General features: G+C 74.0%; 21 protein-coding genes and 1 pseudogene. 10 read left to right on the forward strand and 12 right to left on the reverse strand.

Annotation, left to right across the window (positions count from 1 at the left end):
- Nucleotides 1-530: pseudogene (locus tag G5C65_RS09495) on the reverse strand (hypothetical protein); the annotation flags it as partial.
- A 105-nt stretch (nt 531-635) separates the two neighbouring features.
- On the opposite strand from G5C65_RS09495, the gene G5C65_RS09500 reads away from it, so the two are divergent.
- Complete coding sequence (locus tag G5C65_RS09500; protein WP_338146295.1) at nt 636-1,133, forward strand: inorganic diphosphatase; 498 nt, start codon at nt 636-638, stop codon at nt 1,131-1,133.
- A 74-nt stretch (nt 1,134-1,207) separates the two neighbouring features.
- Here the strand turns inward: G5C65_RS09500 and G5C65_RS09505 are convergent, their stop codons facing one another.
- From G5C65_RS09505 to G5C65_RS09530, 6 genes are all read right to left on the reverse strand, one after another.
- Nucleotides 1,208-2,854 carry a threonine/serine exporter family protein gene (locus tag G5C65_RS09505; RefSeq protein WP_165298286.1) on the reverse strand — a complete coding sequence of 549 codons (1,647 nt, stop codon included), beginning with the start codon at nt 2,852-2,854 and terminating at the stop codon, nt 1,208-1,210.
- Between the two features lie 195 nt (nt 2,855-3,049).
- Nucleotides 3,050-3,808: a TipAS antibiotic-recognition domain-containing protein gene (locus tag G5C65_RS09510; RefSeq protein WP_165298287.1), complete on the reverse strand. Its 759-nt coding sequence runs from the start codon at nt 3,806-3,808 to the stop codon at nt 3,050-3,052.
- 71 nt (nt 3,809-3,879) lie between these two features.
- On the reverse strand, nt 3,880-4,494 hold the full coding sequence (locus G5C65_RS09515) for a PadR family transcriptional regulator (RefSeq protein ID WP_165298288.1): 615 nt from the start codon (nt 4,492-4,494) through the stop codon (nt 3,880-3,882).
- A gap of 74 nt (nt 4,495-4,568) precedes the next feature.
- On the reverse strand, nt 4,569-5,141 hold the full coding sequence (locus G5C65_RS09520) for a DinB family protein (protein WP_165298302.1): 573 nt from the start codon (nt 5,139-5,141) through the stop codon (nt 4,569-4,571).
- Between the two features lie 103 nt (nt 5,142-5,244).
- Nucleotides 5,245-6,702 carry an aldehyde dehydrogenase family protein gene (locus G5C65_RS09525; RefSeq protein WP_165298289.1) on the reverse strand — a complete coding sequence of 486 codons (1,458 nt, stop codon included), beginning with the start codon at nt 6,700-6,702 and terminating at the stop codon, nt 5,245-5,247.
- Between the two features lie 56 nt (nt 6,703-6,758).
- On the reverse strand, nt 6,759-7,598 hold the full coding sequence (locus G5C65_RS09530; protein ID WP_241265672.1) for a helix-turn-helix domain-containing protein: 840 nt from the start codon (nt 7,596-7,598) through the stop codon (nt 6,759-6,761).
- 344 nt (nt 7,599-7,942) lie between these two features.
- Between G5C65_RS09530 and G5C65_RS09535 the strand changes: the two genes are divergently transcribed.
- Nucleotides 7,943-8,539, forward strand: coding sequence for an ATP-binding protein (locus G5C65_RS09535; RefSeq protein ID WP_165298291.1), 597 nt, complete (start codon nt 7,943-7,945; stop codon nt 8,537-8,539).
- 18 nt (nt 8,540-8,557) lie between these two features.
- Here the strand turns inward: G5C65_RS09535 and G5C65_RS09540 are convergent, their stop codons facing one another.
- Nucleotides 8,558-10,366: an RNA polymerase sigma factor gene (locus G5C65_RS09540; RefSeq protein ID WP_165298303.1), complete on the reverse strand. Its 1,809-nt coding sequence runs from the start codon at nt 10,364-10,366 to the stop codon at nt 8,558-8,560.
- 142 nt (nt 10,367-10,508) lie between these two features.
- On the opposite strand from G5C65_RS09540, the gene G5C65_RS09545 reads away from it, so the two are divergent.
- On the forward strand, nt 10,509-11,168 hold the full coding sequence (locus G5C65_RS09545) for a hypothetical protein (protein ID WP_165298292.1): 660 nt from the start codon (nt 10,509-10,511) through the stop codon (nt 11,166-11,168).
- Between the two features lie 131 nt (nt 11,169-11,299).
- Here the strand turns inward: G5C65_RS09545 and G5C65_RS09550 are convergent, their stop codons facing one another.
- Nucleotides 11,300-11,539 (reverse strand): DUF397 domain-containing protein, encoded by a 240-nt coding sequence (locus tag G5C65_RS09550; protein ID WP_165298293.1) that lies wholly within the window; start codon nt 11,537-11,539, stop codon nt 11,300-11,302.
- A gap of 344 nt (nt 11,540-11,883) precedes the next feature.
- Between G5C65_RS09550 and G5C65_RS09555 the strand changes: the two genes are divergently transcribed.
- Together G5C65_RS09555 and G5C65_RS09560 are read left to right on the forward strand one after the other, a co-directional pair.
- On the forward strand, nt 11,884-13,803 hold the full coding sequence (locus G5C65_RS09555) for an ABC transporter ATP-binding protein (RefSeq protein ID WP_165298294.1): 1,920 nt from the start codon (nt 11,884-11,886) through the stop codon (nt 13,801-13,803).
- Nucleotides 13,804-13,948: 145 nt separating this feature from the next.
- Nucleotides 13,949-15,013, forward strand: a complete 1,065-nt coding sequence (locus G5C65_RS09560; protein WP_165298295.1) for a rod shape-determining protein — start codon at nt 13,949-13,951, stop codon at nt 15,011-15,013.
- 18 nt (nt 15,014-15,031) lie between these two features.
- On the opposite strand, the gene G5C65_RS09565 is transcribed toward G5C65_RS09560, so the two are convergent.
- A complete protein-coding gene (locus tag G5C65_RS09565; protein ID WP_165298296.1) occupies nt 15,032-15,490 on the reverse strand; it encodes a Crp/Fnr family transcriptional regulator in 459 nt (152 codons plus the stop codon).
- Nucleotides 15,491-15,599: 109 nt separating this feature from the next.
- On the opposite strand from G5C65_RS09565, the gene G5C65_RS09570 reads away from it, so the two are divergent.
- The 4 genes from G5C65_RS09570 to G5C65_RS09585 all read left to right on the forward strand — a co-directional run bounded on the left by G5C65_RS09570 (nt 15,600) and on the right by G5C65_RS09585 (nt 19,253).
- Nucleotides 15,600-15,818, forward strand: a complete 219-nt coding sequence (locus G5C65_RS09570) for a DUF2277 domain-containing protein (RefSeq protein WP_165298297.1) — start codon at nt 15,600-15,602, stop codon at nt 15,816-15,818.
- Nucleotides 15,819-15,894: 76 nt separating this feature from the next.
- On the forward strand, nt 15,895-16,314 hold the full coding sequence (locus G5C65_RS09575) for a hypothetical protein (RefSeq protein WP_165298298.1): 420 nt from the start codon (nt 15,895-15,897) through the stop codon (nt 16,312-16,314).
- A 42-nt stretch (nt 16,315-16,356) separates the two neighbouring features.
- Nucleotides 16,357-18,675: a protein translocase subunit SecD gene (gene secD, locus G5C65_RS09580; RefSeq protein WP_165298299.1), complete on the forward strand. Its 2,319-nt coding sequence runs from the start codon at nt 16,357-16,359 to the stop codon at nt 18,673-18,675.
- Between the two features lie 47 nt (nt 18,676-18,722).
- Nucleotides 18,723-19,253, forward strand: a complete 531-nt coding sequence (locus tag G5C65_RS09585; protein WP_338146296.1) for an adenylyltransferase/cytidyltransferase family protein — start codon at nt 18,723-18,725, stop codon at nt 19,251-19,253.
- Nucleotides 19,254-19,516: 263 nt separating this feature from the next.
- Here G5C65_RS09585 and G5C65_RS09590 read toward each other — a convergent pair whose 3' ends face one another.
- Together G5C65_RS09590 and G5C65_RS09595 are read right to left on the reverse strand one after the other, a co-directional pair.
- On the reverse strand, nt 19,517-20,692 hold the full coding sequence (locus G5C65_RS09590; protein WP_165298300.1) for a glycosyltransferase: 1,176 nt from the start codon (nt 20,690-20,692) through the stop codon (nt 19,517-19,519).
- A complete protein-coding gene (locus tag G5C65_RS09595) occupies nt 20,689-21,147 on the reverse strand; it encodes a hypothetical protein (protein WP_165298301.1) in 459 nt (152 codons plus the stop codon). Before G5C65_RS09595 ends, G5C65_RS09590 begins: the two co-directional genes overlap by 4 nt.
- A 194-nt stretch (nt 21,148-21,341) precedes the next feature.
- Between G5C65_RS09595 and G5C65_RS09600 the strand changes: the two genes are divergently transcribed.
- Nucleotides 21,342-22,670, forward strand: a 1,329-nt coding sequence (locus tag G5C65_RS09600; RefSeq protein ID WP_338146297.1) for a PepSY-associated TM helix domain-containing protein, incomplete at its 3' end; no start/stop codon positions are given.

The following is a 22,670-nucleotide window of genomic DNA, read 5'->3' on the forward strand; positions in this document are numbered from 1 at the left end:
GTGCCGGGCTCGGCGGTGTACAGCTCCCGCCCGGTGACGGCGTCCACCACCGAGGCCGTACGCAGCGTGCCGAGCGCTCCGTCGCGGAGCAGCGGCTCCAGGGCGTCGGCGAGCCCGGAGGCGGTGGGCGGCGGCGTCTGCACATCCCGGCCGCCGGAGCCGCCGGTCGCACCGGACTCACCGCCGGAGCCGCCGGGGCGCGCGCTGGGGCGCTTGGCGTCGTCTCCGCGCCCCGGGGCGGGGCCCGCCGCGACCAGCACCTCGGGCGCGGACAGCTCGGAGTCGGACCCTCCCCTCCCGTGCGCGGTGTGCTCCGCGCCACTCCCCCGCGCTTCCCGGGCCGCCCAGGCGCGCTCGGCCGTACGCTGGCCCGAGTCCCAGGGGCCCGACGCTGCCACCGTCGTCAGCGCGACCGCCAGGCCGAGCACGGCGGAGCCCACCGTGAGCAGCGCGGTCTGCCGCTGCTGCTGCGGCGCTGCCTGCCAGCGCTGCTGGATCCGCACCTCGACCAGCCCCTTTCGCGAGCACACATGTGCGTAGGGGACACTTAACCACCAGACTGCAGTTCCTCTGGGGGACGGCCCCCAGGGCACGCGAGTGCTGATCGCACAATGATCTATACGGAGGAGCCTCCCGTGGAGTTCGACGTCACCATCGAGATCCCGAAGGGTTCGCGGAACAAGTACGAGGTGGACCACGAGACGGGCCGTATCCGGCTCGACCGCCACCTGTTCACCTCGACCGTGTACCCGGCGGACTACGGCTTCGTCGAAGGCACCCTGGGCGAGGACGGCGACCCGCTGGACGCGCTCGTGCTGCTGGAGGAGCCCACCTTCCCGGGGTGCGTCATCAAGTGCCGCGCCATCGGGATGTTCCGGATGACCGACGAGGCGGGCGGCGACGACAAGCTGCTGTGCGTGCCCTCGTCCGACCCGCGGATGGAGCACCTGCGCGACATCCACCACGTCAGCGAGTTCGACCGGCTGGAGATCCAGCACTTCTTCGAGGTCTACAAGGACCTGGAGCCCGGCAAGTCGGTCGAGGGCGCGAACTGGGTGGGGCGCGCGGACGCCGAGGCCGAGGTCGAGGCGTCCATCAAGCGCCTCGCCGCCGAGGGCGGCCACGGAGCCTGAGCGGTTCCGTACCCGGCGGGTCCCGCCGGGTCGGGGCTGCCCCTGGTGCCGTGACCGACCCCCCGGTCACGGCGCTAGAAGCCCCTCGTCCGCTTCGCGGCGCGACGGCCCGGCAGCGGGGTCTCGACACCCGGCTGCTTGATGAACAGCCGGGCCAGCTCCCCGCCCAGGTTGACGCCGATGGCGATGGCGAAGGCCAGCGCCGCGGCCGTCGCGAGCTTGTCGAAGCCGCGGTCGACATTGCCCTGGGCGATGTTCAGCAGCCCGAAGTACGTCGCGCTGCCGGGCAGCAGCGGGCCGATCGCGGCCGTGACGTACGGCAGCGCGGACGCGAACTGGTAGCGCGACATCAGCTGCCCGAAGAGGCCGACCAGCCCGGCCGCCACCACGGTGGCCGGCACCGGCTTGACGTCGGCGGTGCTCAGGGCGCCGTAGATGAGCCAGGCCACGCCGCCGTTGAGGGTGGCCAGGACCACCGTGCTGCGCGGCTGCTGGAGCAGCACGCAGAAGGCGAGCGCCAGCAGCATCGCGGCCAGCAGCTGGGTCACCGGCCGCTCCACGTGGTGGACGCGGTCCGGGTTGAGGTCGGCGTTCAGCTGGGCGCCGATATAGAGCACCAGCAGCACGCCGCACACGATGCCGACGATCAGGTAGACGACCTCCAGCAGCCGCGCCGCCGCCGTGATGTAGAAGCCGGTGAGCCCGTCGTGCACGGCGGCCACCAGGGCCCGCCCCGGGATCAGCGCGAACAGCCCGCCGGTGATCACCGCGGAGGCCATCAGCGAGGACTCGACCAGCGCGACCCCGACGCCTATCGCGGCCGGCGGCATCGCGGCGGCCGCGAACTGGTAGAACTCCGGCAGCCCGCGCCCCGCGCACAGCCACGCGAGCCGGTCGCCCAGCATCGCGCCGAGCGCGGCCAGCACGAAGACCAGCGCGTCGCCGCCGACCAGCAGCGCCGCCGCGCCGGACAGCGCGCCGCTGGCGAGGGTGAGCGCGCCCTTGGAGAACGGGTGCCGGTTCCGGCGCATCTCCGCGAGCCTGCGGTACGCCTCCTCCAGCGACACCTCGCCCTGCGTGATGTCGGCGACCAGCCGGAAGACCGCAGCGAGCCGGGTGTAGTCGGTGCCCCGGCGGCGCACGGTGCGGCTGAGCGTCACCGGGTCGTCGACCAGCGAGGGCTGGTGGGTGATGGAGATCAGGGTGAAGGTGACGGTCGGCTCGGTGCGGTCCAGACCGTACGCGTGGGCCACGCCGAACATCGCCGCCTCCACGTCCTCGGCGCCCTCGCCGCCCGCGAGCAGCAGCTCCCCGATGCGGAGGGTGAGGTCGAGGACGCGGGGCACGGCGGGGGTGTTCTCCGGCTCCACCTCCTCCGAGCGCGGCGCGACCCGCTCGGGCACCGGCCGCTCGGCGAGCGGCATCCGCACCATCGTGCGCATCCGGTCCTGCCACGGCGCGCCCGGCTTGACCAGCGGGCCGATGACCGGGATGCCCTCCGGCGGGGTGAAGGCGCTGCCGGGCTCCGGGGACTGCTGGGTCACCAGCCCCTGGGGCACCGCGAACTCGGAGGTCGGCTCGTCCTCCTCCGGGGCCGGCGGCAGCGGCACCCCTAGCGGCGGCGTGAACGCGCTGTGCGCCTCGTCCGAGACGGGCTTGCCGTCCCCGGCGGCGTCCGTCGGCTCCGCGGCGTCGCCGCTGTGCGTGGGCTCCCCGGCCACTTTTGTCCGCTCCTTTCGCAGTTACGTGCTGTAGTTCATATGCCTCTCCTTAGTGGAACATGACCCGTGCTGTGACCGGCCCCGCCGACCTGGGGCCACGGGTGTGATGCTCACCCCATATTCGCCCCGGACACGACAAGGCCCCGCACCGGGCGGGTGCGGGGGCTTGTCATGTCCGGGGCTCCCCGGGGAACGTCAGGCGTGCCGCGCGGCGTTCGCCAGGATGGCGTCCCGCAGATAGGCCGCGAGGCCGGGCCGGATCCTCTCGTAGGTGGCTGTGAAGCGCGGGTCGGCGACGTACATCTCGCCGAGCGCGGTGTGCATGTCGTACCCGCAGGTGTAGGCCGTGCGGGAGATGAAGCCCCGGTGTTCCTCGGCCAGTTCCGCGGCCCGGTCGGAGTCCGGCGCCGCGCCGTCCGTCATCGCGTCGGCGAGCCGCTCGTGGATCCCCTCCAGCTCCGCCTGGAACCGCTTCCAGTCCTCCTTGGTGTACGCGGCCGTACGGCGCCGCGACTGCTCGTACGCCTCGCTGCCGCCCCACCGGTGCTCCGCCTCCGGCGCGTACGCGTCGGGGTCGAAGTCGCCGAACACCTCGAACTTCTCCTCGGGGGTGAGATCGATTCCCATCTTCCGTGCCTCCATGGCGCGTTCCACGGCGGCGGCCATCTCCCGCAGCCTGCCGATCCGCGCCTCCAGCAGGGCGTGCTGGCGGCGCAGATGCTCGAACCTGTCCGCTTCGGGGTCGTCGAGCAGCACGGCGATCTCTTCGAGCGGGAAGCCGAGCTCCCGGTAGAAGCGGATCTGCTGCAGCCGGTCCAGGTCGGAGTCCGTGTAGCGGCGGTGGCCGACGGAGGTGCGGTCGCCCGGGGTGAGCAGACCGATCTCGTCGTAGTGGTGCAGGGTGCGCACGGTGACGCCCGCCGCCTGGGCGACCTGGCCGATGGAGTAGGGCACGTCCGCCTCCTTGACTCGGTACGCCCCGCACGGTGCCGCCTCACGCCGCGTGAGGTGCAAGCGCCGCGGGCTCACACCCCGCCGGGCCGGCGCGGCGGGGCGTGGTCGCTGAGCACCGACAGGTCGCGCTCGCCCTCCCCCGCCATCACATACGCGCCGCTCTCCAGCCGGGCGATCAGCTCCCGGGCCCAGGTCGCACCGCTGTCCGCCTGGACCACCCACAGCCGCATGATCTCGCCGATGTGGTGCGGCCCGGGGCTGTCCGGAGTCCAGTGCTCCATGACCTCGGCGCGCCAGCTCTCCAGCGCCGCCACCCGCTCCTTGAGCAGCGCCACGGCCTCGGCGCGCTCCAGGTCGACGAGGAAGCCGACGCCGCTGGTGAGCACGTCCGGCTTCTCGTCCACGGCGGTGAGCGCGTGCCGCAGCATCCCGTGGAACTCCGCCTCGCCCGCCTGCGTCACCTCGTACTCGACGCGCGGCGGGCCGCCCGCGGTGCTGGGCGCGACGTCGTGGGCGACCAGCAGGCCCTGCTTGGCGAGCTGCTTGAGCGCGTGGTAGATCGATCCGGGCTTGGCGTTGGACCACTGGTGGGCGCCCCAGAACTCCAGGTCGCCCCGGATCTGGTAGCCGTGCGCCCGGCCCCGCAGCCGCACGGCCCCCAGCACCAGCAAACGGATCGCCGACATGCCCCCAGTCTATGAGGGCCCGGTCCGCGGGGATCTACGAGGAGCCACGGGGAGCCACGAGGAGCCACGAGGAGCTACGAGGACGGCAGCTGGGACCAGTCCGGCTCCGGCATCGCGCCCGTCTCGAAGACCAGGTCGAAGGCGCCCTTGCCGTCGAGCGTCTCGCGGATGACGTCCGCGTGGCCCGCGTGCCGGGCCAGCTCCTCCATCAGGTGCAGCAGCCCCCAGCGCCAGGAGCGCTCACCGCCCTCGTCCCAGGGGTACTTGGGGGAGACGAACGTCTCGTCGAGGGAGGGCAGGGCCCGTACGGCGCGCTCGGTCTCGGCGGCGACCCGCTCGCTCCAGGCGATCAGGACGTCGATCGTCTCCTCGGGGGTGGGGGCGAAGCCGCCCTCCCACCCCGCCATCTGCTCCTCCGTCGAGCGGGTCTCCGTGCCCTGGAACTTCCGCAGCCAGTCCTCCTCGCCGAGGGTGACGTGCTTGAGGAGCCCGGAGAGGGACAGCTCGCTGGCCGCGGGGGCGCTGCGGGCCTGCTCCTCGGTCAGGCCGTGCAGGGCGCGGCGGAACGCTCCGCGCTGGGCCTCCAGGTAGGCCAGGAGCGCCCCGCGCTCGTCGCCGTGGGCCTCGGGCTGTACGACAACCGGCATGTCCGTCCCTTTCGTCATGGGGCCCTGTCCCGACCGACCGGGCTCCCCCTCACGACGAACAAGCTACGGCCCCTCGCGGTCAGCCTCTGTCCGCGATCGCCGATCAGAACGGAAACGCGCTGCGGCCCCGCTGGATGGAGATCCACTTGGTGGTGGTGAAGGTGTCCACCATCTGCTCGCCGTTCAGCCGGCCCAGCCCCGAGTGCTTCTCCCCGCCGAACGGAACGATGGGCTCGTCGGCGACGGTGGAGTCGTTGACGTGCACCATGCCCGTGTCGATCCGGCGGGCCACCGCGATGCCCCGCTCGATGTCGCCGCTGTGCACCGCGCCGCCGAGCCCGTAGGGGGTGTCGTTGGCGACGTGCACGGCCTCGTCCTCGCCGTCCACCGGGATGATCAGCGCGACCGGGCCGAAGATCTCCTCGCGCAGCAGGGACGAGGTGGTGGCCAGCCCGGTCAGCACGCTGGGCCCGACGAGGTTGCCGTTCACCTCGCCGTGCAGCAGCGGGGTGGCGCCGGCCGCGATGGCCTGCTCGACGATGGCGGTGACCCGCTCGGCCTGCCGGGAGTTGATCAGCGGGCCGATATGGGTGGTCGGGTCCTCCGGGTCGCCGACCTTCAGCTCGCGCACCCGTGCGACGAACTTCTCGGTGAACTCCGCCTCCACCCGCTGGTCGACGATGATCCGGTTGGCGGCCATACACAGCTGGCCCTGGTTGACGTAGCGGCTGAAGACGGCGGCGTCCACCGCGTAGTCGATATCGGCGTCGTCCAGGACGATCAGCGCGCTGTTGGCGCCGAGCTGGAGTATCACCCGCTTGAAGTTGCGGGCCGCGACGGTGGCGACATGCCGCCCCACGCGGTCGGAGCCGGTGAAGGACAGCGCCTTGGGCACCGGGTGCTCGATCAGCGCGTCGCCGATCTCCGCGCTGTCCGTGATCACGACGTTGAGCAGCCCCGGCGGCAGCCCGGCGCGCTCCAGGACCTTCGCGACCAGCGTGCCGCCGCAGATCGGGGTGGACTGGTGCGGCTTGATCACGACGGCGTTGCCGAGCGCCAGCGCGGGCGCGACGGATTTGACGGCCAGCAGGAATGGGTAGTTGAAGGGAGAAATCACGCCGATGACGCCGATCGGGGAGCGGTAGACGCGGTTCTCCTTGCCATCGACGGCGGACGGCAGAATCTCCCCTTGGGTGTGCAGGGAAAGCTGGACGGCCTCCCGGAAGAACTCCTTGACGAGCGCGGTCTCAAAGGCCGCCTTCTGCCAGGTGCCGCCCAGCTCGGCGACGATGGCCTCGGTGATCTCGGCCTCGGATTCCTCAATCACCCGGACGGCACGCTCGAACACCAGGCGTCGCTCATAGGGATTGGTGGCAGCCCAGTCCCGCTGGGCGCGTTCCGCCGCGCGATACGCCTGGTCCACCTCGTCGACGGTGGCCACGGTAATGGAGGCGAGCTTCTCACCGTTGTAGGGATTGAAGTCGATGATGTCCCAGGAACCCGTCCCGGGGCGCCACTCGCCAGCTATGCACTGAAGCGCCAGATCGGTGAAGTAGGACATGCCATTCCTTCGGGGGGTGGAAGGACGTGCTGATGGAACGTCATCGTACTGCCATTTCAGGACCGTTGGCGGAGCCTGTGCAGGTGGTCGCGGGTGTCAGCGGGTGAAAGGCTGATTTCCACGAGCCGGTCCAGCACCTGGTCGTACTGCGCCACCTCGTCGCGTTTGTCGATATAGAGCGCACTGGTGAGCTGCTCCAGATACACCACGTCGTTCAGGTCCGATTCGGGGAAGCGCAGCAGCGTGAAGGCTCCGCTCTCGGCCGCGTGCCCGCCGGAGGTGAACGGGACGACCTGGACGGTGACATTCGGGTGCTCCGACACCTCCGCGAGGTGGGTGAGCTGCGCGTTCATGATGTCCGGAGTGCCGAACGGGCGGCGCAGCGCGGCCTCGTCCAGGACGCACAGCAGCCGGGGCGCGTTCTCGCCGAGCAGCAGCTTCTGCCGCTCCAGACGGAGCGCGACCCTCCGTTCGATCTCTTCGTCCGCAATCGGCTTGCGGTGCCCGGCGGTGACGACCGCGTGCGCGTAGTCGTCCGTCTGCAGCAGGCCGTGGACGAACTGCACCTCGTAGGTGCTGATGTGGGAGGCGGCGCCCTCCAGCCCCACATATGTCTGGAACCAGCCGGGAAGTACATCGCTGTAGTTGTGCCACCAGCCCGCGATGCTGGACTCGCGGGCCAGCCCCAGCAGTGGCTCCCGCTCCGCCTCGTCGGTCACGCCGTACAGCGTCAGCAGGTCCTCCACGTCTCGCGCTTTGAAACTCACACGTCCCAGCTCCATCCTGCTGATCTTGGATTCGGACGCACGAATCGAATAGCCGGCGGCCTCGCGCGTCACGCCGCGCGCCTCGCGGAGCCGCCGCAGCTGGGAGCCGAGCAGGATCCGCCGGACCATCGACCCGCTTGAGCTACTCGCCCCCTTTACGCCGTCAGTGACGCGACTTGCCGGTTCTGTGGCCATTTCGATCAACCCTCCGCCCCTGCTTGAAGGGAAGTGTGCCATCTCTGCGCTCCGTTGCGTGCCCGTCTGGTTACACACGATCGAAAGTCTCGCGTGCACGTGCATCTGCCCTTGCATCTGCTGTGGGCTTTGGGAACCATGGGGATCGCACAAGTGCACCCGGTGCCATACGAGTTGTGGCGCCATCCCGCACTGTGGCGCCGGAATCGACCGGAGGAGCACGGCCGACAGGATCCACACAGGATCATCACTGCCGCTAACGCCAGGAGTGGCCCGTCATGGGGACCGAAGGATCAACGGTGCTGGAGCCCTTATGGCAAGGTCTCCCCACGCTGGATGCCGCTTCTGTCTCCGCCTCCGCGTCCTGCGCGCTCCCGCCGAGGTACGAGGCGGTCAAGAGCGCCCGGGACTTCACCCGGCAGACGCTCCGGCGCTGGGAGATCAGCGAGCAGGGCGAGGACGTCGCGCTCGTCGTCTCCGAGCTCGTCACCAACGCCATGCGGCACGGCCTGCCCAGCTCCCCGCACCAGGGCGCTGAGCCGCCCGTACGGCTGCATCTGATGCGCTGGTCGGCGCGGCTGGTCTGCGCCGTGCGGGATCCCAGCAGCAAGCCGCCCGAGGTCGCGCAGCGGCTGGGCCTCGCGAACGGCTCCCCGGACGGGATCGAGGGCGTGGACGGCGAGCTGGGCGAGCTCGCCGAGTTCCCCGAGCTGCCCGAGCTCACCGGCACGGCCGGACTGCCGGGCTTCACCGCCGAGTCCGGCCGGGGGCTGTGCCTGGTGGACACCTTCAGCGACAGCTGGGGCTGGCACCCGCTCCCGGGCCCGGTGGCCGGCAAGGTCGTCTGGGCCCTCTTCCATCTGCGGGAGGGGTAGCCCCCCGCCGGGGTCTGCTCACGGCCGGTCCGCGTAGTAGACGGCCGCCACCTGCCGCCGGGACTGCGGTGCGAAGCCGCCGCCCCGCTCCCGGCTCTCCAGCACCCGCACCGTCCACAGCGGTGAGCTCTTGTCCAGCAGCGGGTCGCCCGGGGCCTGGACGAGCAGGCGCGCGGCGGACCCGTCGTCCGCCGCGCAGCTGTACCGGGCGGTCAGGGAGTCGGGCAGGGTCGCCGCGGGCCCGCCCCAGCGCGGCGTGCACAGGCCGCCGTCGGCCAGCTCGACGGCCCAGGGGACGGCCTTGCCGCTGGGCCGCGGCGCCGTCCGCGGAATGGCGGCGTCCGCGCGGTACTCCCGCAGCTCCCGGCCCCGGGGGGAGCCGCAGAGCACCCGGGTGCGGTCCTTGCGGACCCAGCACGCCTGCGCGGAGAGCACATGCGGGATGCACGAGACGATGTCCGGGCCGAGGGCGAACGCCGAGGCGTTGCAGTCCTCCACCCGCGCCCCCGGCTCCCGCCGCACGGTGCGGTCCGGCAGCGGATCGCCCCCGGCTCCCACCGGTACGACCCGGACCGTCCGGGTGCCGTCGGGGCCGGAGCCCGTCGCCGGGTCGGCCGCGGGCCTGGCGATCAGATACGCGCCCGCGGCGCCGGCCAGGTACGCCAGGACCACGCCGGCGGCGACCGCGGCGGGGCGCAGGGACCGGCCCCGGCGCGGCGGCCGGTCGCGGGGCGGCCCCTCCTGGTGCCCGGCCGCCGGCGCGGTGCCGCGGATGATCTCGCTGATGGCCTCGCGGACCGGCCGGAGGAAGAGGACGAGCGCGAGGGCCGGGGCCCAGTCGGCCTTCAGCGCCACGGTCTCCCGGCGGCAGACGTCGCAGGCGCGGCAGTCGCGGGACGCGGTGCACGCGCTGGTGATCCGCTCCGGCTCCCGGATCCGGCACACCCGGCAGCGCTCGCACGTCCCGCACCGGGCGCAGTTGTGGGCGTGCTTGACCACGTGGTCGCGCAGCGGCGCGGAGAAGCCCCGCGGATACCGGCCGATGATGGCGGTGAGCGCGGGGCACAGGGTGCGGTCGTTGTGGACGAGCAGATAGGCGTGGAACCCCTCGGCGATCACGGTCTTGACGGCGGTGACCCGGTTGCTGAGGCTCTTCGCGGCCGGCGCGCGGGTACCGTCCGCGTCGGCGGCGGCCGTCCGGGCGGCGATCTCGGCGGGCCGGAGGCCGTCCAGGAAGTACCACCGGTACAGCGAGCGGTCCTCGGGCCGCAGCGTGGCGGCCACCTCGGCGACGACGCCGCGCGCCTGGGCCAGCCGTACGGGGTCGTCGGCCGGATCGGGCCGGCCGGGATCCTCGCGCGGATGGTCGTCCAGGGTCTCGTCCTCGCCGAGCGGTCTGAGCCGGTCGCGCTGTCTCCCGCGCTGGTCGACGTGGCGGCGGAGCCGGTTCCTGGCGACCTCGGTGAGCCAGCCGCCGAACCGGTCGGGGGCGCGCGGCCGCCCCTTCGGGTCCGCCGATTCCAGTGCGGCGATGGCGTCGGCGAAGGTCTGCTGGGCCAGCTCGGCGGCCAGGTCGGCGTCGCGGACCCGGCGCGCCAGGAAGCCCAGCACGTCTGCGTAGTGCCGGTCGGCGAGCGCCTCCAGCGCCTCGGCCCGGTCCTCGGGCCCGCGCGGCCGGTAGACGCGCTCCAGCAGCTCCCCGTCGCCGGGTTCCGGGTGCGCCGCGTGTGCCGGGTGCGCTGCGTGCGCCGGGTGTGCTGGGTGCGCCGGGTGCGCCGGGTGCGCCGGGTGCGCCCGGCTCCCGTGCGGTAACGCTCCGTCCGCCATGCCCCGCCTCCGCTCCCGGTCCGGGGACAGCGTCCCGGGCCCGCCGGAAAAAACTGAGAAATCTGCCCCCGAACTCCGGGAAACAGCCCGCCTCAGCGCGCCGGGCCTCCGTCAGCGAACCCGGACGGAGGGGAGGCCCGCCGTGGCCCCGAACTCACCGGCCATCCACACCCTGGCCGAACTGCTGCAGCCGAACGGCCCCGCGGCGCTGTGCGTCGCCGCGGGGACCGTCGCGGCGGTACTCGCCGTACTCCTGCCGCGCGTACTGTGGCAGACCGCACAGCGGATGCTCTTCCGCCGGCAGGCCCGTGCCATCCCGCTCCGGTTCCTGCGGGAGGTGCGGCCGGGCGGCAGTCCGGCGGCGGACGCGGCGCTGTGCCGCGCGCTGCTGGAGAACCACCGCAGAACGGTGGAGGACCACGTGCGGGCCGGGACGCTGTCCCGGCCGGGCAGGCGGCTGCTGCCCGTGCGCGCCGCCGCGCTGTGCGCCGCCGTCACCGCCGCGCTCGCCGGGGCCTGGGGCGCGGCGGGGCTGCTGTGCGGCGCGGCCCTCGTGGCGGCGGCGGTCGCGGTCCGTGTGGCCGCCGCCTACGGCGAGGCGGCGGCGGCCCTGCGCGGCAGTCTCCATCAGCTGGACGCCCTTCCCGACGGCGGCGACCCCGCCCGGGGCGCCGCGCTGCGGCGGGCCGTGCTCACCGCGGACGAGGACGCCCGCGCGGCCCTGGCCCCCGCGGATGCCCGCGCCCGCTCCTCCGCCGGGGCTCGCGCCCGCGCACGACGCGGGCGGGGCGCCGGCCGCTGAGGGGCGCCGGCAGAACCGACGCACCGGTACCGGCCGCCTGGCCGGTACCGGTGCGGTCGTCCCCTACAGTACGCGGGCGGCGCGGAGTTGACGGGCTGTTGCCCCGAACCCGCGACCGCCGAACCGCCGGTTCAGTCACGTATCAGATAGTCGAACTCGCCGTCCTTGATGCCGAGCAGCATCGCCTCCATTTCCGCGGGCGTGTAGACGAGCGCGGGCCCGTCGGGGAAGCGCGAATTGCGCACCGCGACGTCGCCGTCCGGCAGCTTCGCGAACTCCACGCAGGTCCCCTGCGAGTTGCTGTACCGGCTCTTTCGCCACACGGCCCCCTGAAGGTCCCGGGCGGCCATGCCGTTGTACGCGTGAGGCACTTGGATCTCCCGTTGGTCAGGTGTGGGGGGTGCGGTTGAGCAGTGTGAAAACTGTCAACTTCCGGGGATCATAACCGCGTTCACGTGCCAATGCATGTGCTAATGCACGTGCACGACGCCCCGTCGCGGCCCCATCACAGCCGGTCAAAGCGGGTTGCGCACCGCTTAGTCACCGTCACGCGGGGTCTTGGACGAAACACACACCGGTCCCGTTCCCCCGTTCCGTATTTCGACAGACGCAGCGGAGGGCGGTTCCGCCTTACCCGGCGACTTGACGGTTGCGTTACCGCAACCTTTGCCGCGCCCATTGACTTTAAGTTTCCTTCAAGTTCTACGTTCCTCCCATGAGTATGGAAATGACCGCGTGGAACGCGCTCTACCACTCGCGCCACGCCGACCAGGACAGCCGGCCGTTCTCCGCCGCCACGATGCGCCGGATCTACCGCTTCGCGCACCGCCACCACCGCACCCTGTACGCGTTCCTCGCCCTCAGCACCGTGCTCGCCGTCCTGACGGTCGCCACCCCGCTGCTGGCAGGCAACGTCGTGGACGTCATCACCGAGGGCGGAGCCACCGGCACCGTGCTCGCGCTCGCCGGGATCATCGCCGCCGTCGCCGTCGCGGAGGCGGCGGTCGGCATCGCCACCCGCTGGCTCTCCGCGCGGATCGGCGAGGGACTCATCCTCGACCTGCGCACCGCGGTCTACGACCACGTCCAGCGGATGCCCGTCGCCTTCTTCACCCGTACCCGCACCGGGGCCCTCGTCAGCCGTCTCAACAACGACGTCATCGGCGCCCAGCGCGCGTTCAGCAGCACCCTGTCCGAGGTGTTCAGCAACCTCGTCACGCTGCTGCTCACACTCGCCGTGATGCTGCGGCTCTCCTGGCAGGTCACGCTGTTCGCCCTGGTGCTGCTGCCGCTGTTCGTGCTGCCCGCGCGCCGGATGGGCGCCCGGCTGGCCCGGCTGGAGCGCGAACGCGCCGACCACAACGCCGTGATGAGCACCCAGATGACCGAGCGGTTCTCCGCGCCGGGCGCCACCCTCGTCAAGCTCTTCGGCCGCCCCGACGAGGAGTCAGCCGAGTTCGCACGCCGCGCCGGCCGGGTGCGCGACCTGGGGATCCGCACCGCGATGGTGCAGGAGGTCTTCTTCACCGCGCTGATGCTGGTCTCCGCGCTCGCGCTGGCGCTGATCTACGGGATGGGCGGCTGGCTCGCGCTGCGCGGCAGCCTGGACGCGGGCACCGTCGTCGCGCTGGCCCTGCTGCTGACCCGGCTGTACGCGCCGCTCACAGCACTGGCCAACGCCCGCGTCGCGGTGATGAGCGCGCTGGTCAGCTTCCAGCGGGTGTTCGAGGTGCTCGACCTCGAACCGCTGATCGCCGAGAAGGAGGACGCCGAGCGGGCGCCGGACGGCCCGGTCTCCGTGGAGTTCGAGGACGTCCGCTTCAGCTACCCCTCGCCGGAGAAGGTGTCGCTCGCCTCCCTGGAGGAGGTCGCCACGCTCGACACCCGGGGCGGCGAGGAGGTGCTGCACGGGATCTCCTTCCGCGCCGAGCCCGGCCAGATGGTCGCCGTCGTCGGCTCCTCCGGAGCGGGCAAGTCCACCCTCGCCTCCCTCGCCCCCCGGCTGTACGACGTGGACAGCGGCGCCGTACGGATCGGCGGCACCGATGTGCGCGACCTGTCCGCCGCCGCGCTCCGCACCACCCTGGGCATGGTCACCCAGGACGGCCACCTCTTCCACGACACCATCCGCGCCAACCTGCTGCTGCCCCGCCCCGAGGCCACCGACGAGGAGCTGTGGGCCGCGCTGCGCAGGGCCCGGCTCGACGGACTGGTGGCCGCCCTCCCGGACGGCCTGGACACCCTCGTCGGCGAGCGCGGCTACCGGCTGTCCGGCGGCGAGCGCCAGCGCCTCACCATCGCCCGGCTGCTGCTGGCCCAGCCCCGGGTCGTCCTGCTGGACGAGGCCACCGCACATCTCGACTCGACCTCGGAGGCGGCGGTGCAGGAGGCGCTCGGCGAGGCGCTGGAGGGCCGCACCTCCCTCGTCATCGCCCACCGGCTGTCGACCGTACGGGCCGCCGACCAGATCCTCGTCATGGAGGAGGGGCGCATCGTGGAGCGCGGCACCCACGCCGAACTGCTCGCCGCGGGCGGCCGCTACGAGCAGCTCCACCGCACCCAGTTCAGCGCGGAGGACGCGACCGGCGACGCGACGGAGGACGCTGCCGAGGACGCGCCGGCGACCGTCGCCTGACGCCCCCTCACCCGACCGGTCCACTCCGGCGCGCGGGCGCCCCGCCCCGCGCTCACGCTGAAGGTGACGCAACACACCGCAGGCCGGGCGCCGGCCGCACCCGCCACAGCGCCCCGTGCCGCCTCCCGGAAGGACCCGTGCCGCCATGAGCCCCAGCTCCAGCCGACTTGAGGACCTGCGCCGCTGCTCCGTCGCCGTCGACCTGGGTGCGGCCCGCACCCGGGTCCACGTCAAGGGCGCGGGACTCCTCGTCGACGCGCCGTCCGTGGTCGCGGTCAACACCGCCTCCGGCGCGCTGATCGCCGTCGGCGCGGCGGCGGAGCGGATGGACGGCCGCACCCCGCAGCACATCCGCGTCATCCGGCCGGTGTCCGGCGGAACCGTGGTGGACATCGCCATGGCGCAGCGGATGCTGCGGGCGCTCGTCGGGGAGCGGCTGCGCGGCCTGGCCCGGCGCCGGGCGCTGCTGCGGGCCGCCGCCACCATCCCGCACGAGGCCGATCCGCTGGCCCGGCGCGCCGTCGTCGAGACGCTGACCGGCGTGGGGGCCCGGCGCGTCGAGCTGGTCGACACGCCGACGGCCGCGGCACTGGGCTGCGGCCTCCCGGTCGAGCGGCCGGAGGCCACCATGATCCTGGTCTGCGGCGCGGCCACCACCCAGGTCGCGGTGATCGCGATGGGCTCGATCGTCGCCGCCGGAACGGTGGCCCTGGGCGGCGACACCGTGCACCGCGCCGTCGTGCAGTACGTGCGCAACGAGCACGAGCTGCTGCTGCCCACCCAGGCCGTACGGCCACTGCACCTCGCCCTGGCGGACGGCGCTCCCGCGCGGGGCGAGACCGCGGCGGAGCGGGAGGCGGAACGGGAGGCGGAGCGGGAGATGGTCGAGGTCGCGCAGGCCACGGAGGTGCTGGGCCGGGATGTGGTGACGGGGCTCGCCCGTACCGTCCGCCTCGACTACGAGGCCGTGCGCACCGCGATCCAGCCCCCGCTCACCGGGCTCGCCGACACCATCCGCTCCGTGCTGCACCGCTGCCCGCCCGACCTGGTGGCCGACCTCGCGGAGCGCGGGATGGTGCTCACCGGGGGCAGCGCGCCGCTGCCGGGGCTCGCGGAGCGGCTGCGGGATGGGACGGGCATGTCCGTCCACGTCGCCGACCGCCCGGCGCTGTGCCCCATCAACGGCCTCGCCGCCCTGCTGACCAGCTAGTGCCTATCAGAGGCGCGGCTAGATGCGGCTGTGCGGGGAGTAGGGGCCGAACAGGTCGATCAGCCGCGTCCGGGCACGGTGCAGGCGGTCGCCGATGACCCCGGCGACCGCCCGGGTCAGCGCCAGCCCCAGCCGCGCGTCCTCGTCGCACAACACCCGCACGGAGCGCGCGTCGAACTCCAGCGCCCGCACCGGGCTGGCGGCCTCCGAGCCGAGCGTCCACTGGTACGGCGGGAACAACCAGTGCCACCCGAGCAGCTCGCCGGGCCGCACATGGTCGATCACGACATTGCGGTGCCCCGGCACATGCATGTCGAGGGTCGCGGAACCGGTGCGCAGGACCCAGAAGCGGTCCGCCGTATCGCCCTCCTCGAAGATCCGCACCCCCGCCTCGAACGCCACGTCGTGGCCCAGCGCCCGCAGCCGCTCCCGCTGCTCCGGCTCCAGCGCGCCGAGAAGGCCCGTCATCGTCTGCATGGTCCCTCCCCTCCATACCGGTGTCACCGCACGTCAGGGTCCTTTCACGGTAACGCGCGTCACCCGGACGGGCGAGCGCGCTGTCAGTGGGCCGCCGTACGGTCGTCGTATGTGCCGAAGCATCAAGACGCTGCGCGAGCCGTACGCCGAGTCCGTGACCGAGGCGGACGTGCGGGCCGCCGCGCTGCAGTACGTCCGGAAGATCTCGGGGTTCCGCGCCCCCGCTGCGCACAACGCCGAGGCGTTCGAGACGGCGGTGGACCGGGTCGCCGCCGCCACCCAGGAGCTGCTGGACACCCTGGTCGTCCGGGGCGGCCGGACGGGTTAGGGGGTGTTTCGAAAGCCCCGCGCCGGCGCGCGCGTAGGCTGTCGGGGTCGGCGGCGATGAGAGGGGGGAAGGGCAGATGCTGCGCCGTTCCCCCGGGCTGACCGTCCTCGTCCGAGCCGTCCTCGTCGCCCTGCTCGCGCTGCTGGGCACCGCCGCGCACGGCGCGGGCCCGGCGACCGCCGCGCACGGCGAGCCGGTCGCGGTGAGCGTCTCCGGCCATGTCCAGGCCAGCGGCGCGCGGCAGCACGGCCACAGCCGCCTGGCCGCCGCGCACACGCCCCGGCAGGAGGCGACGGCAGCGCCGCCGCACCACGGCCTCCCGTATCCGCCGAGCCCTCCGCACCCCCCGCTCGCCGCCGGGCAGCCGCCCGTCTCCTGTGCGGTGCCGCCGCTGACGGGGCGCGTCGCCGCGCTGCCCCGGCAGGAGCGCGCCCCGCCCTCGGCCCCGTACTCCCCGCGGCACAGCCGCGGGCCCCCGCACTCCACGAGCAGTTGACGCGTCACCTCTTCGCTCACCCCTGCTTCGTGGAGCTTCCCCATGCCTTCCCGCACCTCCCGTGCGCCGCTGTGGCGTGCCCTCGTGGCGCTGGCCGTCGTCGGCGTCTCGCTCTTCTTCGCCCTGACCACCCCCGCCCGCCTCGGCCTCGATCTGCGCGGCGGAACCCAGATCGTGCTGGAGACCCGGGACGGGCCCTCCGGGGCCCGCGCGGACTCCGCCGCCACCGACCGCGCCCTGGAGGTGCTGCGGCAGCGGGTCGACGCGCTGGGCGTCGCCGAGCCGTCCCTCGCGCGCTCCGGTGCGAACCGGATCGTCGTCGAGCTGCCCGGCGTCCAGGACCCCCGGGAGGCGGCCGAGACGATCGGCCGCACCGCGCAGCTCACCTTCCACCCCGTGACGGGGACGGCCGCCGCGAAGGAGGACGCCGCAGCGAAGGGGGACGGGGACAAGGGCTCACGCGTGCTGCCCGACCCCGACGCCGAGGGGCGCTCGCTGCGGCTCGGCCCCGCCGCGCTCGACGGGGACGGCGTCAAGGACGCCGAGGCCGTGCTGGACAGCACCGGGGGCAGCGGCTGGTCCATCTCCGTCGACTTCCGCGGCGGCGCCAAGGACGCCTGGGCCGGGCTCACCGGGAAGGCGGCCTGTGCCGCGCCCGGCGATCCGGCGCGCCGCGTGGCCATCGTGCTGGACGACCGGGTGATCTCGGCCCCCGCGATGCAGGAGAGCGTGCGGTGCGGCGCGGGCATCACCGGCGGGGCCACCCAGATCACCGGCCGGTTCGACGACTCCGAGGCGCGGGACCTGGCGGCGCTGATCAAGGGCGGGGCGCTGCCGGTGCCGGTCGAGGTGGTCAGCCAGCAGACCGTCGGGCCGACGCTGGGCGCGGAGGCGATCGAGGCGAGCGCGCGGGCCGCCGTGCTCGGGCTGCTGTGCACGGGGCTGTTCATCATCGCCGTCTACCGGCTGCTGGGGGCGCTCGCCACGGTGGCGCTGGCGCTGTACGGGCTGATCTCGTATGCCGCGCTCGTCGCGCTGGGCGCCACCCTGACGCTGCCGGGCCTCGCCGGGTTCGTGCTGGCCATCGGGATGGCGGTGGACGCCAACGTCCTGGTCTTCGAACGGGCGCGCGAGGAGTATCGGGGCGGTGGGCTGCGCGGCCCGCTCCGGAACGGCTTCCGGCGCGCGTACTCGGCCATCGTCGACTCCAACGTCACCACGCTGCTCGCCGCCGGGCTGCTGTTCTTCTTCGCCACCGGGCCGGTGAAGGGCTTCGGGGTGACGCTGTCGCTGGGCGTGCTCGCTTCGATGGTCTCGGCGCTGGTCGTCACCCGGGTGCTGGCCGACTGGGCGGTGCGCCGCGGCCCCGTACGCCGCCGCCCGGCGCTGACCGGGCTCGCCGGGCGGGGCCGGGTGCGGGCCCGGCTCGCCCGGCTGCGGCCCCGGCTGGCGCGCCGGGCCCGGCTGTGGCTGGGCGCCGCCGCCGCGCTGGTGCTGCTCGCGCTGGCCGGTATCGGGGTGCGCGGGCTGGACTTCGGCGTCGAGTTCACCGGCGGGCGGCTCGTGGAGTACGCCACCAGCGCGCCGCTGGACGCCGACACGGCACGCGAGGCGGTCTCGGACGCCGGGTTCCCGCGCGCCGTCGTCCAGGAGTCCGGGGACGACGGTCTGAGCGTACGCACGGAGCAGCTGAGCAACGACGAGCAGGAGCGGATCCGCTCGGCGCTGTCGGACGCGGGCGGCGGCGAGGTCGCCGTCGAGCGGGACGAGCTGATCGGCCCCAGCCTGGGCAGCGAGCTGCGCGAGAAGGCGCTGCTCGCGCTGGGCCTGGCGGTGGGGGCGCAGCTGCTGTATCTGAGCATCCGCTTCCGCTGGACGTACGCGGCGGCGGCCGTGGTCGCCATGGTGCAGGACGTGCTGCTGGTGGTCGGGCTCTTCGCGTGGCTGGGCAGGCCGGTGGACAGCGTGTTCCTGGCGGCGCTGCTCACCGTGATCGGCTACTCGGTCAACGACACCGTCGTCGTCTTCGACCGGCTGCGCGGCATGCGGCGCGCGGACCGCGCGGCGCCGCTGCCCGAGCTGGCCGACGCCGCGGTGCTGCGGACGCTGCCGCGCACCGTCAACACGGGGATGGGCGCCCTCTTCGTCCTCGTCGCGCTCGCCGTGCTCGGCGGCGACTCGCTGACCGACTTCTCGGTCGCGCTGCTCGCGGGGGCCACCGCCGGGATGGCCTCGACGGTGTGCACGGCGGTGCCGCTGGCGGTGGCGCTGGAGGGCCGCCATCCGGCACCGGCGCCCGAGCCGCGGCCGAAGGGCGATGTGACCGGGCCCTCAGCCGGAGCCGCCGCGCGGCGTGGTTGACTCGATAGGCGTCGGGTCGGCGAACGGAAAGCAGACGAGGTGGGGCCGTGCCGCAGAGCGAGCGAGCTGTACGTACACAAGAGCTACGACTGGAGTGGTGGACTCCCCGGGAGACCGGTTCCGCGCCCGCGGGCGCGGCGGTGGTGACCGGGGTGTTCGATCTGCTGCACGTCGGGCACGTGCGGTTCCTGGAAGCGGTGCGCGAGCGGGCCCGCGAGGCCGGACTCGGCGGTCTCGTCGTCGGCGTGGAGGACGACCAGCGCACCCGCGCCTGGAAGGGCCCCGAGCGGCCGGTGAACACCGCGGAGGAGCGCGCCGAGCTGCTGGCCGCGCTGCGCGCGGTGGACGCGGTCTGCGTCGTGCACGGCGACCCGGCGGTCGTGGACGGCCAGGCGTACGAGCGGGTGCTGCTGCCGCTGCGGCCTGCTGCCCTCGCCTATACGGAGGGCGACCCGCACGCCGAGGCCAAGCGGAGGGCGGCGGCCGAGCTGGGGGCCGCCGCCTGGGAGATCCCCCTGGTGGCCGGCCGCTCGACGACCCGCCTGCTGACGGGGGCGGAGGCGGACCCGGCGGCGTGACCTCTTGCGCGGGGGCGCCCGGTGAACCCCGCTGAGCAGGGGCTGCCCCTGGCCGTGCGTCGCAGTCCGCGGCTGGGATGGGGTTGCTCGCGCAGTTCCCCGCGCCCCTGCGGGGCGCGCCCTGGCGCCCCGCAGGGGCGCTTCAGGGGCGCGGGGAACTGCGCGACCGGCCACGACCCAGCCGCAGTCCGCAGGACACGGGCAGGGGCAGCCCCGGCCCGGCTGCCCCGACAGAGGGCAACCACGACCCGCCGGCCACCGCACTAGCTGGGCGGGTCGGCCAGCAGGGCGTGGCAGAGGGCGACCCAGCGGTCGCGGATGCCGCCGGGCTCGTAGCGGCGGGCCGACTCCGCAGCGCGCTTCCCCATCTCGCGCCGCAGCTCCGGGTGCTCGACCAGCTTCCGGAGCGCCCGCCCCAGCGCCCCCGCGTCGCCCGGCGGCGACACCAGCACCCCGTCCGGGGAGGGGCCGTCCCTGATCAGCTCGCGGGGCCCGTGCGGGCAGTCGAAGCCGACCGGCGGCACCCCGTGGCTCATCGCCTCGGCCAGCGCCATCCCGCACCCCGCCTGCGGCGCGGCCAGCGCGAAGACGGACGCCTTGGCCAGCTCCCGCTCCAGCCGCGGGGTCGTGCCCATCAGATAGACGTGGTTGTAGAGATGGCGCTCGTTGATCAGGGCGCGCAGCCGGTCCCGCTCAGGGCCGGTGCCGTAGATGCGCAGCTGCCACTCGGGGTGGTCGGCCGCGACGTCCGCGAAGGCGCGGATCAGGGTGTCGAAGCCCTTGTCCGCCGTCAGCCGCCCGGCGCTGAGGATCAGCGGCCGGTCCAGCCGGGAGCGGCGCGGGGCGCCGCCGGACAGCGGGTGCGGGATCTGCTCGACGCGCACCCCGGCCCCGGCCAGCCGCGCCGCGTACGTCTCCCGGTCGGCCGCGGTGAGCACGGTGACCGCGTGCAGCCGCCGGTAGCGGGCGTCGATCTCCCGCGCGAGGTCGGCCCCGTAGTGGCCGTAGTACCGGTGCTCCTGCCCGATGCGGACCACCCCGGCGGGCGCGAAGCGGGCGGAGAGCAGGGAGAGCGCGGGCCGGGTGGTGACCAGGACGCCGCCGTCGAGCCCGCGCAGATAGCGCACCAGCCGCCAGTCGGACAGCCGGCTGAAGCGCCCGTACTGCCCCTCCGACTCGGCCACCAGCCCGCTGGGCCGCCCCGCCAGCCACGCCTCCAGGGGGCGCGCCCACCGGGCGGCGGCGGGCTCGGTGCCGTCCACCAGGGGCTGCAGCCGGACGGCGGGGTGCAGCCCGAAGGGCGGGGCCGCGCGGTTCCGGCGGACGCTGACGACCTCCACCGTGTGCCCGACGGCGGCCAGCGCGTTGGCCTGGTTGACGACCGTGCGCACGGTCCCGCCGTACGCGTAGGCGTTGAGCAGCAGATAGCGGATCCTCACCGGGCCGCTCCCCGCCCTGCCGCGCCCCGCCGGCAGCTGATCGAGAGGTTGTCCTTGGCCGTGAAGTACGGCTCGACCGCCGTGCGGGCCGCGTGCTGGACGGGGTAGCGGAAGATGTGCTTCTTGCCCCGGACGTCGTCCAGGTGCTTGCCGAGCCGCAGGGCCTCGCCGCCGCTGCCGTCCGGGACGAGGTAGAGGTCCCACACCCAGGCGTCGACGTCGCCGCCCGCCGCGACGAGCGGTGCCAGCGGGAGGCACGCCTCGAACCGGTGCCCCGAGCCGTCGGCGCGCACCTGCAGTTCGGCGCCGCCGGCGCCGCGCACCCGGAGCACCAGGGTCGCGCCCTCGGCGCCGGTGCCCACCAGGGACAGCCGCAGCAGAATCCTGCCGCCGCGGGGCCAGACCTCCTCGACCTCCGCGCCCGGCATCCCGCCGCCGCGCGACGCTCCGTCCATGCCAGCCCTCCCCAACGCGCAACCTTACAGAGCCCGTTGCCCGGCGAGGAGAGCGGAAAGCGCCAGTTCCCAGCCGGGCACGCATGTGACCGGCGTCACGGCGGCGGCCGGAACCAGGCGTCCGAACCGCCCGACTGTCTGGACCGGCGGATCCCGGGGAGAGGGGAGCGCCCCGGTACGGAAGGACGACCATCGTGACCAGCACCCTCCTGCGGCTGCACTTCTACGCGGGCATCGTCATCGGCCCGTTCCTCCTCGTCGCCGCCGTGACCGGGCTGCTCTATACGGCGACCCCGCAGCTCGAACAGGCGCTCTACCAGCATGAGCTGAAGGTGACCCCGGACGGGCCGCGGGACTCCCTCGCCTCCCAGGTCGCCGCCGCGAAGCGGGCCGTACCGGACGGGACGCCGGTGTCGGTGACCGTCGGCGCACAGGACGACGACAGCACCCGGGTCGTCTTCGAACAGCCGGGCCTGCGCGAGGGCTACACCCGCACCGCGTTCGTCGACCCCTACAGCCACGAGGTGCTCGGCACCCTGGAGACCTACGACCAGTGGCTGCCCGTCCGCGCCTGGTTCGACGACCTGCACCGCAACCTCCACCTCGGCGACCTCGGCCGCAACTACAGCGAGATCGCGGCGAGCTGGCTGTGGGTGGAGGTCGCGGGCGGCCTGGTGCTGTGGACGGGTGCGCGCCGCTCCCGCGCGCGGCTGCGCCGCACCCTGCTGCCCCAGACCCGGGCCCCGGCCGGGCGGCGGCGGGTCAGATCCTGGCACGGCGCGGTCGGCCTGTGGGCGGCGGCCGGGCTGCTGGGGCTCTCGGCGACCGGGCTGACGTGGTCCGCGTACGCGGGCGAGAGCGTCTCGGCGCTCCGCGAGGCGTTCGACAGCACCACGCCCGCGGTCTCCGCCGAACTGCCCCGCGCGGACCCGCCCTCCGGGAAGGACGTCGGCTACGACGGCGCGGTCCGCGCGGCACGCGGCGCCGGGCTCGACGGGGTGCTGGTGGTCACGCCCCCGGCCGGAGCGGGCACCGGCTACACCGTCAAGGAGAACACCCGCTCCTGGCCGGTGCGCCAGGACTCGGTCGCCGTCGACCCGGCGACCGGCGAGGTGACCTCCACCCTCCGGTTCGCCGACTACCCGGTGGCCGCGAAGCTCACCCGCTGGGGCATCGACGCGCACATGGGGCTGCTGTTCGGGCTCGCGAACCAGATCGCGCTGGCGCTGCTGGCGCTCGCGCTGATCGCCCTGGTGCTGTGGGGCTACCGGATGTGGTGGCTGCGCCGTCCCACCCGGGCGCGCGCCGGGCCGGGCGCACGGAGCCGCCCGCGCCCCGGCCGGGCCCCGGCGGCGGGCGGGTGGCGCAGGATACCCGGCGCGGTGCTGGCCCCGGCCGTGCTGGTGACGGCGCTCCTGGCGTACTGGCTCCCGTGGTTCGGCATCCCGCTGGCCCTCTTCCTGACCGCGGACCTGACGCTGGGCGCCGCGCGCCGCCGCCGCAGGACCCGCCCCGCCGGGGAG

It is taken from the genome of Streptomyces boncukensis (assembly GCF_011045075.1).
GTDB lineage: Bacteria > Actinomycetota > Actinomycetes > Streptomycetales > Streptomycetaceae > Streptomyces > Streptomyces boncukensis.